Source organism: Sphingomonas sp. P4_D12 (assembly GCF_056401895.1).
Genome location: NZ_JBFUIL010000006.1, coordinates 335,566 through 350,655 on the forward strand (window position 1 = coordinate 335,566; position 15,090 = coordinate 350,655).

Annotated in this window: 10 protein-coding genes; 7 read left to right on the forward strand and 3 right to left on the reverse strand. The window is 65.0% G+C overall.

Translation table 11 applies throughout. The features are described from left to right. Positions 1–46: 46 nt before the first annotated feature. The gene (locus tag AC1DSD_RS14095) at positions 47–451 is read left to right on the forward strand and encodes a nuclear transport factor 2 family protein (protein WP_478030945.1); all 405 of its coding nucleotides are present in this window, start codon (positions 47–49) and stop codon (positions 449–451) included. Between the two features lie 419 nt (positions 452–870). Here the strand turns inward: AC1DSD_RS14095 and AC1DSD_RS14100 are convergent, their stop codons facing one another. Continuing rightward, complete coding sequence (locus AC1DSD_RS14100; RefSeq protein ID WP_478031368.1) at positions 871–1,881, reverse strand: LacI family DNA-binding transcriptional regulator; 1,011 nt, start codon at positions 1,879–1,881, stop codon at positions 871–873. A gap of 232 nt (positions 1,882–2,113) precedes the next feature. Here AC1DSD_RS14100 and AC1DSD_RS14105 point away from each other — a divergent pair, with 232 nt between their 5' ends. From AC1DSD_RS14105 to AC1DSD_RS14130, 6 genes are read left to right on the forward strand one after another with little or no spacing between them, the layout of a single operon-like run. Then, complete coding sequence (locus AC1DSD_RS14105) at positions 2,114–4,561, forward strand: TonB-dependent receptor (RefSeq protein WP_478030947.1); 2,448 nt, start codon at positions 2,114–2,116, stop codon at positions 4,559–4,561. A 35-nt stretch (positions 4,562–4,596) separates the two neighbouring features. Beyond that, on the forward strand, positions 4,597–5,964 hold the full coding sequence (locus tag AC1DSD_RS14110; RefSeq protein ID WP_478030949.1) for a sulfatase family protein: 1,368 nt from the start codon (positions 4,597–4,599) through the stop codon (positions 5,962–5,964). 20 nt (positions 5,965–5,984) lie between these two features. After that, positions 5,985–7,292 carry a spinster family MFS transporter gene (locus tag AC1DSD_RS14115; protein WP_478030951.1) on the forward strand — a complete coding sequence of 436 codons (1,308 nt, stop codon included), beginning with the start codon at positions 5,985–5,987 and terminating at the stop codon, positions 7,290–7,292. Continuing rightward, positions 7,289–9,007, forward strand: a complete 1,719-nt coding sequence (locus tag AC1DSD_RS14120) for a glycoside hydrolase family 3 protein (RefSeq protein WP_478030953.1) — start codon at positions 7,289–7,291, stop codon at positions 9,005–9,007. Before AC1DSD_RS14115 ends, AC1DSD_RS14120 begins: the two co-directional genes overlap by 4 nt. 47 nt (positions 9,008–9,054) lie before the next feature. Further along, positions 9,055–9,984 carry a formylglycine-generating enzyme family protein gene (locus tag AC1DSD_RS14125; RefSeq protein WP_478031370.1) on the forward strand — a complete coding sequence of 310 codons (930 nt, stop codon included), beginning with the start codon at positions 9,055–9,057 and terminating at the stop codon, positions 9,982–9,984. Continuing rightward, positions 9,981–11,681: a sulfatase family protein gene (locus tag AC1DSD_RS14130; protein ID WP_478030954.1), complete on the forward strand. Its 1,701-nt coding sequence runs from the start codon at positions 9,981–9,983 to the stop codon at positions 11,679–11,681. Before AC1DSD_RS14125 ends, AC1DSD_RS14130 begins: the two co-directional genes overlap by 4 nt. A gap of 27 nt (positions 11,682–11,708) precedes the next feature. Here AC1DSD_RS14130 and cobA read toward each other — a convergent pair whose 3' ends face one another. Continuing rightward, complete coding sequence (cobA, locus tag AC1DSD_RS14135; RefSeq protein ID WP_478030956.1) at positions 11,709–12,497, reverse strand: uroporphyrinogen-III C-methyltransferase; 789 nt, start codon at positions 12,495–12,497, stop codon at positions 11,709–11,711. Further along, on the reverse strand, positions 12,484–15,090 hold the full coding sequence (locus AC1DSD_RS14140) for a molybdopterin-dependent oxidoreductase (protein ID WP_478030957.1): 2,607 nt from the start codon (positions 15,088–15,090) through the stop codon (positions 12,484–12,486). The genes cobA and AC1DSD_RS14140 overlap by 14 nt, the downstream gene beginning before the upstream one ends.

The following is a 15,090-nucleotide window of genomic DNA, read 5'->3' on the forward strand; positions in this document are numbered from 1 at the left end:
GAATGCCGAACCGCCGCCGTCGATCCTCACCCACGAAGGAGACACCATGATACCCTTGTTACTCGCCATGGCCATGGCTGCATCAGACGATCCGCGCGCGGCAATCATGGTTGCGGAGAATGGTTGGAATCGCGCCGAAGCGCAGGGAGACGTCCCTTTCCTGGAAAGGCTGCTCGCGCCCGAATATGTGTCGATCAGCGACAACGGCAATGTTCACACCAAGATGCAATTGCTGTCATCCGCGAAGCGACGCGCCGGCGCCAACCCCGATTGGAAAGCGCCGCCGCCCAACCCATCGGTCACGATCGATTTGGTCGGCGATGTCGCGATCGTCCATTATCGCGGCGCGACATCGCTTGGCATCGATGTCTTCAACCGCCGCGATGGTCGTTGGATCGCCATCTATTCGCAACACACGCCCATCACCGGACAACCAGACCGCAGCGCCTGAATCGTCTTCGGTACCCCATGATGGCCGGAGAAGCCTCACCGGGCCGGTCGCAATCGCACCGGCCCGGTCATTTTTCAGGAAAACGAGGCAAGAGACCCGCGGTTATAGCGGTGCCGGGGGCTTGATCGTCTTCGCTTGTCGGCCGTTAGTCCGACCGCTCACGGCGGCTGCCACTCAGCCGGTCAACCTCAGCTCCATCCCGGCAAACGCCCACCGCTAAGGCCTCGCGACTGAACAGCGCCGCAGCGAGTTCGCTGATCTCGGCGTCGTCTTCGACGATCGTGCAGCACGGTCTTGCTGGTCGTATAAAGATGGCCTCTATTTCAATGAGGCTGACTTTGAGGAACTTTACCCACCAGGCAGCCCAATGCACAGCACGTTAAGGCACTTGATGAGTTGCAGCGATCCTAGTGTTCAGCTCACCCGGGACATTCCGGGGCACCGCTCGATCCCCTGATCACGAGCGAATGTTCGGCATAAATCGTGGAAATGGCCGGAGACAATCTTGCCTGGGGATCGCCGAGCATCGCTATCAGCGATTCGACGGCAATTGCCGTCATGTCCACGATCGGCTGTCGGATGGTTGTCAGGGCCGGCCAGATCTTGCGCGAAATCGGACTGTCGTCGAAGCCCACGATCGAAAGCTGATCAGGCACGCGAATATCGCGACGATGGGCGACGGAAACGACCGCCGCCGCCATGTCGTCGTTGCTCGCGAAAATCGCGGTGGGCGGATCGCGCAAGGACAGCAATTGCTCCGTTGCCGCCAGACCCGAATCGAAGGTGAGATCCCCATCGACGACGAGGTCGGGATCGAGGTCCACGCCATGCTCGGCCAAAGCGAGACGATAGCCCTCGAACCGCGTCCTGCTGATGACGTGGTTTTGCGCGCCGCGCACGAAGCCGATGCGGCGATGGCCGAGGCCGATCAGATAGTTGGTCATGTCGCGCGCCGCGGCAACGTCGTCGACGCGGACCGAGGACATGTCGGGCAGTTCGTCGCCGGAACAGAGCGCGATGACCGGTACCTTCAGTTGCTCGACCAGGCCGGTGCCACTGATCGCCTCGCAATGCGGGGCCGGCAAGATGAGCGCGTTGGCGCCGCCCGCGACCATGTCGAGCAGGATATCGGCGAGCGAACGCGCCTCGTCGAACCGGCGGATCAGCAATTGCGCGCCGAAGCGCGAGGCGGCGTCGAGCGCCCCCACCAGCAAGGCACTGACGAACGCGCTCTCGGCGCTGTGATACAACAATCCGATGCGCGTGATCGTCGCGCTCGCCAGCGCGCGGGCGGCGACATTCGGCGTGTAATCGAGCTCCTCGATCGCCCGCAATACCGCCTCGCGCGTTGCCGGCCGAACGGTGCGGCCGTTGATCACGTTGGAGACGGACATCGGCGATACGCCCGCACGAACGGCGACGGCGTGCATGGTCACCGCGTTGCTCGACTTCCGAGATCTGTCCTTGTCGCCCACATCCGCATCCTCTCAGAAACCAACTTGTTGCGCTACACAAAGTTGTTGACTCGCTCCAAACCCCAGATCATGTAGCGCTACATCTGACGTAGATCAGAGCCGAGGGGATAGCGGGCACCAAGGGCTCGAGCATCCCGATTTGGGCCGTCATGCATGTGCGGCTTCGGAAAAAGGAGGATGCCCCAACATGGCCGATCTTCGTAGCTTCTATAGCCTCTCCAGCGCGGCGGGCGCGCTCGCCATTTCGCTGGCCATCGGCGCCTTTCCCGCCCATGCGCAGTCCGCACCGGCGCCGGCCCCGACCCCGGCGAGCCCCGCGGCGCCAAGCGACGACCAGGCGTCCGCGCAGGATTCGTCGAACGACATCATCGTCACCGCCCAAAAGCGGAGCGAAAGATTGCAGGACGTGCCGCTCGCGGTAACCGCGGTCAGCGGGGAAACGCTCGCCAGCCGTCAGATCAACGACACCACGGCGCTGACGCGGGCAGTCCCCTCTCTCACCTTCCAACAGGGCAACCACCCGGCGAACACCACCTTCCGTATCCGCGGCGTCGGCACCGCCTTGTTCGGTCAGGGGGTCGAATCGTCGGTCGCTGTGGTCGTCGACGGCGTCCCGATGGTGCGCGCCGCCCAGTCTCTGTCGGACATCGCGGACGTCGACCGCATCGAAGTGCTGCGCGGACCGCAAGGTACGCTGTTCGGCAAGAATGCGAGCGCCGGCGTGCTCAGCATCGTGACCGCCCGCCCCACGTCGACTTTCGAAGCGAAGGGCGATGTGACGATCGCCGAGGACAATGAATATCGCGTCAAGGGCACCCTGTCCGGCCCGATCTCGGACACGCTACGCGTGCGCGTCGGCGGCTTTTACAACAATGTGCAGGGGCCGGCGTACAACGTCACGCTGAAACGCCATGTCAACGGTCAGGAGAGTTGGGGCCTACGCGGCAAGATCGAATGGGAGGCGGCGCCCAATCTGACCTTCCTGCTCGGCGCCGATTATCGCGAGACCTATTCGAGCTGTTGCACCTATTCGTCGATCAGCGTGGTCAACCCGGTGATCGCCCGGCTCGAAGCCCCGGTGGTAGCCTCTCCGACCAATCGCCTGGTCTCGGAGGATACCCCCAACAAGGCCAATAGCCGCCAGACGACAATCTCGCTGCAGGGCGACTGGGATCTGGGCGCGGCCACGATCACGTCGATCACCGCCTATCAGAAATATCACCTGCTGGTGAACCAGCCGGTCGATCGCATCGATTCGAACCCGGTGCTCTATGTCGGCCCATCCGCTTACGCGTCGTGGAATTTCAACCAGGGCATCGTCGATCTGAACCAGATCTCGCAGGAGCTTCGCATCGCCTCCAACGGCAATCGCGACTTCACCTATGTGGTCGGCGCCTTTTACAGCCATGGCGAGGTGAAAAGGCCTTACGCACGCCGCCGCGCGGTCTGCGCGAGCGGCACGATCGGCCAGCCTTGCGCCGCGCCGACCTATCAATCCTCGTCGAGCTTCGCCGACCTCAAGACCGATAATATCGCGGCATTCGGCCAGGCGGAATATCGGGTCGTCGGCGGACTCAAGCTGATCGGCGGGCTGCGCGTCCAATATGAAACGGGCACCAATTTCGGCACGCAGCTTGGCGTCACCAACGCCGGTGACACGTTATTGCCGGGCGTGGCCGCCGTCTCGACGGGAACCCTCAGGGACAGCGACACCGCGGTGACCGGCAAGGCCGGCCTGCAATATGAGTTCAGCCGCAACCTGCAGACCTATGCGACCTATACCAGGGGGTACAAAGGCATCGGCTACAATATGGAGGCCGGCACCGACTTCGCCCATCAGACCGACCTCAAGCCCGAGCACGTCAATGCCTATGAGATCGGCCTCAAGGGCCGGACCGGAGACGGGCTGCTCAGTTTCGCGCTCGCCGTCTATCGCGCGGATTATACGAACCTGCAGGTGCAGGCCAACCGCAGCGACCCCATCACCGGCGTCATTTCCTTCATCTCGACCAATGCCGGCAAATCGCGCAGCCAGGGCGTCGAGCTGGAAGCCACGCTGCATCCCCTGGCGAAACTCGATATCCAGGCATCGCTGGCCTATACCGACTCGACGGTGAGCATCGACGGTCTGAATTGCCCGTTACAATTCCAGGCTGCGGCACCGACCCTCACCGGCAACTTCCCTACCAACAGCTGTTATCGCGCCAGCACGACGGTGAACGGCGTGACGACCGTTTCGGGCCCGCGCCAGGATTTGCGCAACGCGCCCTTGCCGGCCTCGCCCAAATGGCGGTTCACGGTGGCGCCGCGTTACGATTTCGATGTCGGCAGCGCCTTTGGCGGCTTCGCGCAGGTGGCGGTGAGCTATCAGAGCAAGCAAGGCTTCGCCATCGAGCAGGATCCGCTGCTCATCCAGAAGGCCTATACGATCGTCGACCTCAGCATCGGCGCCTATACCAGCGACCGCCGCTTCAGCCTGACATTGTTCGCCAAGAACCTGTTCGATCAGAATTACTATTCGACCATCGCGCACAACTCGCTGCTCGCCACGACGACGAATTCGAAAGACATCGTCGCGACCTTCAACAAGGATGCCGACCGCTATGTGGGGGCGACCTTCGCGGTGCATTTCTGAGGATATGACCGGCGGGATTTTGAAGGAACCAAGCGATGGATCGTCGTCAGCTTCTCGGGTCGGCAGCGGCATTGCTGGCCAGCCAAGCCCTGTCCGGCCCGCTGGGCGCGCGCGGTTCCAAACGGCCGCCCAACTTCATCGTCATCCTTTGCGATGACCTTGGTTATGGCGATATCGAGCCGACGGGTGGACGCCGTATCCCGACGCCCAACCTCAATCGGCTGGCCGCGCAAGGCCTCACCTTCACCGATTATTACGCGCCCGCCAATGTATGCACGCCATCACGTGCCGGGTTGCTGACCGGACGCTATCCGGTCCGCGCCGGCCTTGGCTATCAGGTCATCATGCAGAACGACACGCGCGTTTTGCCTCAATCCGAAGTGACGATCGCGCAGGCGCTCAAGCCTGCCGGTTATGTCTCCGGGCTGTTCGGCAAATGGCATCTCGGTCATACCGGCGACCATTGGACCCCGATCGCGCACGGCTTCGATTACTTCTTCGGTATTCCCTACAGCCACGACATGGCGCCGCTGCCGCTCTACACGATCGACGGCGACGGGCCGGTGCGCGAAGAGAAGCCAGACCTGCCCCAATTGCAGCAACGTTTCTATGCCGAAGCCGAGCGCTTCATCGAGCGGAACGTGTCCCGCCCCTTCTTCGTCGAACTGGCGTTGAGCGCCCCCCATTTGCCGGAATATCCCAACAAGGCCTTTCGGGGACGCGCCGCGGTCGGCTCCTATGGCGATGTCGTCGCGGAGATAGACGATATCGTCGGCCGGCTGGTCGCCAAGCTCAAGGCGAGCAAGCTCGATCGCGACACGGTGATCCTGTTCACGTCGGACAACGGTCCCTGGTTCGAGGGTTCGGCAGGAGGTCTGCGCCAGCGCAAGGGCGGCGGCGGCTATGATGGCGGCTATCGCGTTCCGCTGATCGCCTGGGCGCCCGGGCTGATTCCCGCCGGACGCCGCACCGATGCGATCGCCATGGGAATCGATTTCCTGCCGACGTTATGCAGGCTCGCCGGCGCATCGTTGCCGCAGGTCGAGCTCGACGGTCGCGACCTCACGCCGGTTCTCGACGGGTCGGCGGCGCGGACGCCGCACGATGCATTGCTGTTGTTCAACAACGAGGATCTCGTCGGCATCCGTACGCAGCGGTGGAAATATGTGGCGTTCGATTATTATCGCGGTCACCTGATCTCGACCGACGCCAAATATCCCCAACTCTACGATATCGCCGCCGATTCCAGCGAAAGCTACAGCGTCGCCGATCGCTATCCCGAGGTGCTTGCCGACATGCGCGCGCGCTTCGCCGCCGCGCGCGCGCGTTTCGCCGGATTCAAGAAAGGCGTTCCGGCGGTTTTCCGCGACTTCACGCCGCCCGGCCTGGCCCAGCCCGATTGATGGGCGAGGAGTCGACCAGCGTGGACGTCTGGCCACCGCAGCGAACGGCCTGGTTCGTCGCGATCGTGCTGATGCTGGCGAACACGCTGGCGTTCGTCGACCGTCAGGCGCTCGCGCTGCTTGTGCAGCCGATCAAACAGGATCTGCATGCCTCCGATACGGCGATGAGCCTTCTCTATGGATTGAGCTTCACGCTCTTCTATGTCGGCGTCGGCATTCCGGTCGCACGGCTGGCCGATCGCTCCAACCGGCGCAACATCATCGCGGCATCGATCTTCGTGTGGAGCCTGGCGACCGCGGCGTGCGGGCTCGTTCGATCGTTCGGCGCCTTGTTCGTGGCGCGCATCGGCGTCGGCGCGGGCGAGGCGGGATTCAGCCCGTCCGCTTATTCGTTGCTGTCCGACTATTTTCCCCGCGAACGGCTCGCCTCGGCGATGGGCGTCTATCAGATGGGCGTCTATCTCGGCGGTGCGCTGGCATTGCTCATCGGCGGACTGGTCGCCGGCGTGCTTCCGCCGGAAAGCTCGTTCACGCTCCCGGTGATCGGCGCGGTGAAGGGATGGCACGTCGTCTTCCTCGCACTGGGTGTGCCGGGCTTGCTCCTGTCGCTGTTGGTATTGGCGATCCGCGAACCCGCGCGCCGCGGGCTGACGTCGGATTCCGGTTCGGTGCCGCTTGCAACGCTGTTCAGCCATGTCCTGTCGCGCAAGGCGGCCTATTTCGGAATCGGCCTGGGCTTTGCGATGATGATCCTGGTCGGCAACGGCACGGGCGCGTGGATCCCCGCCTTTTTCGGGCGCAAGTTCGGTTGGACGATCGCTGAGATCGGGGCGCGGTACGGATTGATCGTCTTCTTCTGCGGGACGACCGGCGCCTTGGCCGGCGGCTTCTGCGCCAGCTGGCTGCATCGCCTCGGCTTCTCGCGGGGTAATTTGTTGGTGGCGTTGACCGGCTTCGTCGCGCTGGTGCCGCTCACGATCGGGTTTCCGCTGGTCGCGGCGCCGTGGCTGGCCCTGGCGATGATCGGCGCAATGAACTTCTTCGCGGGCTTCAACCTCGGCGGCGGCCTCGCCGCGCTCCAGGACCTTACGCCCAATCGCATGCGAGCGCTCGTCTCCGCCGGCTACATGCTGCTGGTCAACCTCGTCGGCGGCGTTCTCGGGCCGATGGTAGTGGCGCTCATCACCGATTACGGCTTCCACGATCCGCAGCGCCTGCCCGAGGCCATCGCCATCACCTGCGCCGTTTTCTCACCGCTCGCGGTGGCCTTTCTCCTGCTCGGCATGCACGGGCTCAAGGCCACGCAATCGATCGAGGGCACCGAATGACCCCCGAACTCGTGGTCATGCCACCCATGACCGATCAGCCCGGCGCCATGCCGGATCCGCTCGCGCTTCTCCCGGTGGACCGGCAATGGGTGGAACGCACCCGCGACGGCCTGAACACCGAAGCGCGTATCGCACAGCTTTTCGTGCTGTCGAGCCGCGAAGACACCGCCGAGGAGACCGCGGCGCTCTCCGCGCTCGCTCCCGGCGGCATCCACCGCTTTCCGGCCGGCGATCTGGCCGCCGCGTGGCGCGCGACCCGCGACGCGCTGGACGGCGCGGAGGTTCCGTTGATCCTTTCGGGCGATATCGAAGGCGGCACGACCAGCTATCCGTTCGTCACGCCCGTTCCCAACCAGATGGGGATCGCGGCCTGCGACGATCTGACGCTGTCCGAGGAGATCGCCGCGATCGTCGCGAGCGAGAGCCGCGCGCTCGGCTACAATTGGTCGTTCACGCCCGTCGTCGACATCAATCGCGCTTTCCGCAACGCCGTGGTGGGGACGCGGTCCTACGGCGCGAACACGGACACGATCATCGCGCAGGCGCGGGCCTATGTCCGGGTGTTGCAGGCGCATGGCATCGCCGCGACCGCAAAGCACTGGCCGGGCGACGGGATCGACGACCGCGACCAGCATCTTACCACCACCGTCAATCCGCTCGATCTCGCGGAGTGGGAAGACAGTTTTGGGCGCATCTATCGTTCGCTGATCGGCGATGGCGTGATGACGGTGATGTCGGCGCACATCGCGCTGCCCGCCTTCGTGCGGTCGCTGATCCCCGACGCGGGCCGCGAGGCTTTCCGTCCGGCGTCGGTCTCGCGCCTGCTCAACCAGACATTGTTACGCGATGGCCTGGGTTTTCGCGGACTCATCGTGTCGGACGCGACCCCGATGGGTGGGCTCACCAGCTGGATGGACCGCGAAGAGGCGGTTCCGGCGGTCATCGAGAATGGCTGCGATGTGTTCCTGTTCAGCCGCGACCCGCGATCCGACCTGGCGCTGATGCTCAAGGGGTTGCGGGAGGGCCGGTTGAGCGAGGCCCGGCTCGACGAAGCGGTAACCCGGATGCTGACATTGAAGGCGAAGCTCGGCCTGCACCGCGCCACCGTGGAGGAGCGGCTCCCACCACTCGATATGGTCCGCGCGCGGCTGCGACGGCCGGCCGATCTCGCCACCGCGCGGCGGGCGGCTGGCGAGGGGCTGACGCTGGTCAAGGATACGCAAGCGCTGCTGCCGCTCGACCCTGTACGCCATCGGCGCGTGACGATGATCGCCGAGCGAGGCTGGAGCTTTTTCTCAGGCGCGCCCGAGCGCAGCTTCGCGCCGTTCGTCGAAGAGATGGAGCGGCGCGGCTTTGAATTGCGCCTGTACGATCGCGATCACTTTCCGACGCCGGCCGACACCGATTTGCTGGTCTATCTGATCGGCCAGGAAGCGACGCCGAGCCTTGGCCATATCTTCCTCGACATGGCCAAACTGCATGGCGGGTCGCGCAAGGCGATGGCCCAGTTCAACCGCGAGGTTCCGACCCTGCTGGTGTCGTTCGGCCAGCCTTATTATCTCTACGACGCGCCCAATTTCTCGACCTATATCAACGCTTATTGTTCGCTGGCCGACAACCAGCGCGAGTTGGTTCGCCGGCTGGTCGGCGAGGCGGGGTTCACCGGACGCAGCCCGGTCGACGCCCTTTGCGGTCAGGAGCAGTTGCGATGGTGACACCGGCGTCCGTCACGACAGGTGAAAGCATCGCGTCGACCGCCGGCATGCGTCATCTGGACGGCGGCGTCTTCAAGATGGGATCGCAGCGTTTCTACCCGGAAGAGGCGCCGGTGCGCCTGGTGCGCGTCGACCCCTTCTGGATCGATGAAGCGCCAGTCACCAACCGCGAATTCGCCCAATTCGTCGCCGCGACCGGTCATCGCACGCTGGCCGAGATCGCTCCCGATCCGGCGGACTATCCCGGCATGCCCATCGAGATGGCGCAACCCGGGTCGCTGGTGTTCGAGCCGACCACGGGACCGGTCGACCTGCAGGATTTCTCCTTGTGGTGGCGCTTCGCCTTCGGTGCGGACTGGCGCCATCCGCTCGGACCGGACAGCGGGATCGACGATCTGGCCGATCACCCCGTCGTCCATGTCGCTTATAGCGATGCGGAAGCTTATGCCGCCTGGGCCGGCAAAAGCCTCCCGAGCGAGGCGGAATGGGAATATGCCGCGCGCGGCGGCCTGGACGGCACCGAATTCGCCTGGGGTGACGAGCTGGCGCCCGAGGGCCGAATGCTCGCCAATTACTGGCAAGGTGCCTTTCCCTTTGCCAACCAGTTGCTCGACGGATGGGAGCGCACGTCGCCGGTCGGCACCTATCCGCCCAACGGCTACGGACTGTTCGACATGATCGGCAATGTCTGGGAGTGGACCGCGGACTGGTGGGCGCTTCCGACGATCGAGAAAAAGAAGCGTGGCAACGCCTGCTGCGTTCCGGCCAATCCGCGTGGCGGCCGCGAGCGCGACAGCCGCGATCCGGTCACGCCGGACGTGCGGATCGGGCGCAAGGTGCTGAAAGGCGGATCGCATCTTTGCGCCGCCAATTACTGCCAGCGCTATCGCCCGGCGGCTCGGCACGCCCAGGCGATCGACTCCTCCACCAGTCATATCGGCTTTCGATGCGTGCTACGCAGAAAGGACAGACCATGACCGTCCGTCGCCGCTTTCGCCTGAGCATCGTCGCGCTGGGGGCCTGCACCCTGGCGCTCTCTCCGCTGTCCGCCCGAGGACCCGCAACGGTATCTCCGGCGGGAAAACCCAAGCCGGCAAGGCCCGTACCGGCGAAACCCGAAAACATCATCTTCGTGCTGGTCGATGATCTTCGCTTCGATGCGATGGGGTTCCTCACTCCTGGCCTGCGGACTCCCAATATCGATTATCTGGCGAAGAACGGGGTCTATTTCCCCAATGCCGTCGTCACCTCGTCCTTATGCTCGCCAAGCCGCGCGACGATCCTTACCGGGCAAACGGCGCGCAATCACGGCGTGATCGACAACAACAATTCGTCGGAAAAAGGCCTGATCTTCTTTCCCGCCTATCTGCAGCAGGCCGGGTATCAGACCGGCTTCTTCGGCAAGTGGCATATGGGCAACGACACCGACGCGCCGCGTCCGGGATTCGACAAATGGGTCAGCTTCAAGGGCCAGGGAACCTATTTCCCGACCGATCAGCTATCGCCAGCCCAGATCGCGGCGGGCGAGCGCCAGACGCTGAATGTCGACGGAAAGGTCGTCAAGCGAACGGGCTATATCACCGACGAGCTGACCGATTATGCGATGGACTGGCTGGAGAAGGGGCGCGATCCGAGCAAGCCGTTCTTCCTCTATCTGAGCCACAAGGCCGTCCATTCGGACGCGGTGCCGCCGGATCGCTACAAGACGCAATATAGCAATCTCGAGATCAAGCTGCCGGCCAGCATGGCGAACACGCCCGAGAATAATCGCGGCAAGCCGATATGGGTGCGTAACCAGCGCAACAGCTGGCATGGCGCCGGCTTCCCGTATCATACCGATCGCAAGCTGACCGAGCAGGTGCGCGATATCTACCGCACGCTGTCGCCGGTCGATGAGAGCCTGGGTCGAATCATCGCCTATCTCAAGAAGGCAGGCCTCGAACGGAACACGATGATCGTCTTCTATTCGGACAATGGCTTCCTGATCGGCGACCATGGCCTGATCGACAAGCGCAATGCCTATGAGCCATCGGTCCGCGTCCCGATGATCGCTTATGCTCCGGGCATGCTGCCGCGCGGCGCGGTCAACCCTGCCCTGGTGCGCAACCTCGATCTGGCACCAACTTTCCTCGATGTCGCCCATCTTGCCGAGCCGAAGCAGATGGAAGGAAAGAGCTGGCTCGCATTGGCCGAAGGCAAAGTGAAACCGGCCGACTGGAAGCCCGGCGATTTCGTCTATGAATATTATTGGGAATGGACCTTCCCGCAAACGCCGACCACCTTTGCCATCGAGCGCGATCGCCTGAAATACATCCAGTATCAGGGGGTATGGGATATTGAGGAACTGTACGACCTCTCCAAAGATCCCGACGAGATGAACAATCTGGTCGACGATCCCGCCTATTTCGATCGCAAGTTGGTGCTGCGCCACGCGCTGTTCGAGCAACTCTCCAACAGCAGGGGGCAGCATGTCGTGCCCTATACCGAGAAGACCAGTAGCGGGCTGGTCAACCGCGACGTGAACGGCACTCGCGCGGCCGATTTTCCGCCGCAATGGTACGTCCAGCCCAATTTGCCGACCAAGATGAACGACCTGTTCCCCGATACGCCGGCCAAGGCAGCAGCGGACAAGGCCGGGCGGCCTTATGTCCCGGATCGCACGACCAAGCGGTAAGCGGGACGCTCCTCACGTCATCACGCTCTAACGTTGCGCGTCGGCCGCTTTCGTCCCGGCGACCTGCGCCATCGCCATCCCAGGCGGCGCGACGGCCTCCCCGACGATGATCAGCGTCGGGCGATCGTCGGCGATTGCAGCGACCGCGAACGGCAGCAGGTCGAGCCGGGTCTGCAGCCTGGTTTCTCCCGGCAGGCTGATATCGCACGCCACGATCACGGGCGTCGCCGCGGCAAGCCCGGCGGCGATCAGGTTTCGGCTGATGTCGGCCGCGGCGCCGCGCCCCATGTAGAAAGCGATCGTCGCTTGCGGATCGGCCAGCCGGCGCCAATCGAGCTCGAGCGGGCGGCCCGGCGCGGCGTGCGCGGTGACGAATTCGACCCGCCGCGCCTGGCCGCGCAGCGACAACGACAGTCCCGCCGATGCCGCGGCGGCGCTTGCCGCGGTGATGCCGGGGCATATCCGAACAGCGATCCCCTCGCCGGAGAGCGCGGCCATTTCCTCGGCGGACCGCGCGAACAGGGTCGGATCGCCTCCCTTGAGGCGGACGACCCGCTCGCCGTCGCCGGCCGCCTCGATCAGCAGGCGGTTGATCGCCTCCTGGTCGCGCGAATGGCGCCCGGACCTTTTGCCGACCGAGACCAGCCGGACATGGTCGGGAATGAGAGCCAGCACGCCAGGTCCGACCAGGGCGTCGTGGAACACGACCGAGGCGCGGCGCAACAGCGCCTCGGCCTTGCGCGTCAGCAAATCGGGGTCTCCGGGACCCGCGCCGACCAGCCAGACGCTGCCTGGCGGAAAGTCATCGACCGACATTGACACTCTCCCGATTGGCGTGATCGGCGATCAATCCGGCGATCGCCGGGCGGCACGATCCGCAATTGGTTCCCGCGCGCAGCGCCGCGCCGACGGCGGCAACGTCCGCCAGGCCATCCGCGCGGATCGCATCGGTGATCGCGCGCGCGCCGATATCGAAACAGACGCAGACGATCGGGCCGCGATCGACGCTCGGCCCGGGTGCGCGGCCGGCGAGCAGGGTCGGTGCGACCGCGGGCGCCGCCAATTGCGCGATCAGCCAGTCGCGCGATGGCAGCACGCCCTCCGACGTGACGAACAGCAATGCCGCCAGCCGCTCCTCGCGGATGACGGCAATGCGGCGCGATCCCTTGGCTGGATCGAACGCTTCGATGCGGTCGCCTTGCGGCAAGAGGCGCTCGATCGCCGCGGCGTCGCCGTCGCCGGCCAGTTCCCACAATGTCCCTTGCGGCACCGCGACGCGGGTGGCCCACAGGCAGTCCGGCATCGCGGCCGGCTCGCCGCGCATGAGCAGGAAGCCGTGCCACGCGGTAGCCACCGGCGCGATCGCCGCCGGCGTCGTCTTGAAGCCGGGCTGGCCCGAATGCGGATCGACCAGCGGGCGCGGCAGCAGCCCGGTGCGTCCGCCGGTCGACCCGCGATCGGTCCAATGGATCGGGACGAACAATTCGCCGAGCCGCTGCGCGTCCGTCACGGCAACGCGATAGAGGCTCTCGCCGCGCGGCGTCGACACCCGGGCCAGGGCGCCGTCGGCAATGTCCAACCGCGCGGCATCGTCGGGATGGATCTCGACCAACGGCTCCTCGCGATGGCGTGCGAGCTTGGGGGCGAGCCCGGTGCGCGTCATCGTATGCCATTGGTCGCGATACCGCCCGGTATTGAGCGTCATCGGCCAGCGGTCGAGCGGCCGCTCGCTGGAACGCCGGGTGACGGTGATCAGCCGCGCCCGTCCGTCCGGCGTCGGATAGACGCCATCGGCAAAGGCGTCGTCGCCCCAGCGGAACGGCTCCATCGTCTCATAATCACTATTGCCCGGCGTCGCGCGGTCGAGGCGGAAGCGGCGCGCACCGTCATTCTGATAGGCGCTCAGCCGGACATGTTCGCGCCACACGTCCACCGGACGGTCGAAAGCGAAGGCCGACCGCCAGCCCATGCGACGGCCGACTTCCTTGACGATCCACCAATCGGGCCGCGCCTCGCCCGGCGGCGCGAAGATCGGACGCTGGCGGCTGATGCAGCGCTCGGAATTGGTCACCGTGCCGTCCTTCTCGCCCCAGGCCGTCGCCGGCAGGCGGACATGCGCGAAGCGGCTGGTATCGGTATCAGCGATGACATCGGACACGACGACGAACGGGCATCCAGCCAGTGCCTCGCGCACCTGGCCGGCATCGGGCATCGAGACGGCGGGGTTGGTCGCCATGATCCACACCGCCTTGATCCGTCCCTCGCCGACGCCGCGGAACAGGTCGACGGCCTTCAATCCGGGCTTGGTCGCCATGTTGGGCGCGGCCCAGAAACGGCCGACGCGCGCGACATTGTCAGGCGCGAAGTCCATATGCGCCGCCAGCGTCGAGGCGAGCCCGCCAACTTCGCGCCCGCCCATCGCATTGGGCTGGCCAGTGATCGAGAACGGCGCCGCGCCGGGCCTGCCGATCCGGCCAGTCGCGAGGTGCAGGTTGGTGATGGCATTGACCTGATCGGTGCCGCTGACCGACTGGTTGATACCCTGGCTGAACATCGTCACCGTGCGCGGATTGGCGGCGAACAGATCGTAGAAACGTCTGAGGTCGGCGGGTTGGACGTCGCACGTCCGCGCCGTCGACCACAGATCGTTCCCCTCTCCAAGCTTGTCCCAGAAATCGCCGGGAACATTGACATGCCCGGCGAGATAGTCGTGATCGATCAGCCCCGCGTCGCGGCACCAGGCGAGCAGCCCGTTCATCAGCGCGACGTCGCTGCCCGGCCGGATCGCCAAATGGAGGTCGGCCTCGGCCGCGGTTTCGGTGCGGCGCGGATCGATCACCACCAGCTTCGTCCCGCGAGCGGCGCGCGCGGCCATGATCCGCTGATAGACGATCGGATGGCACCAGGCGGTGTTCGACCCGACCAAGACGATCAGGTCGGCCACGTCGAGATCGGCATAGCTTGCCGGCACCACATCCTCGCCGAACGCGCGGACATGGCCGGCGACCGCGCTCGACATGCACAGCCGCGAATTGGTGTCGATGTTGCCCGAGCCGATGAACCCCTTCATCAGCTTGTTGGCGACGTAATAATCCTCGGTCAGCAATTGGCCGGAGACGTAGAAAGCGACGCTGTTCGGCCCATGGCGCGCGATCGTGTCGCGAAAGCGCCGCGCGACCAGGTCGAGCGCGCGATCCCAGCCGACGCGCTTGGCCCCGATCATCGGATGGAGCAGGCGCCCTTCCAGCCCGACGGTCTCGCCGAGATGCGTGCCCTTCGAGCATAGCCGACCGGCATTGGCGGGATGATCGGGGTCGCCGGCAATCTCCACGCTGCGCTCGCCGGTCCGCCGCGCGACGACGCCGCACCCCACTCCGCAATAGGCGCAGGTGGTGCGGACCGCTTCCAT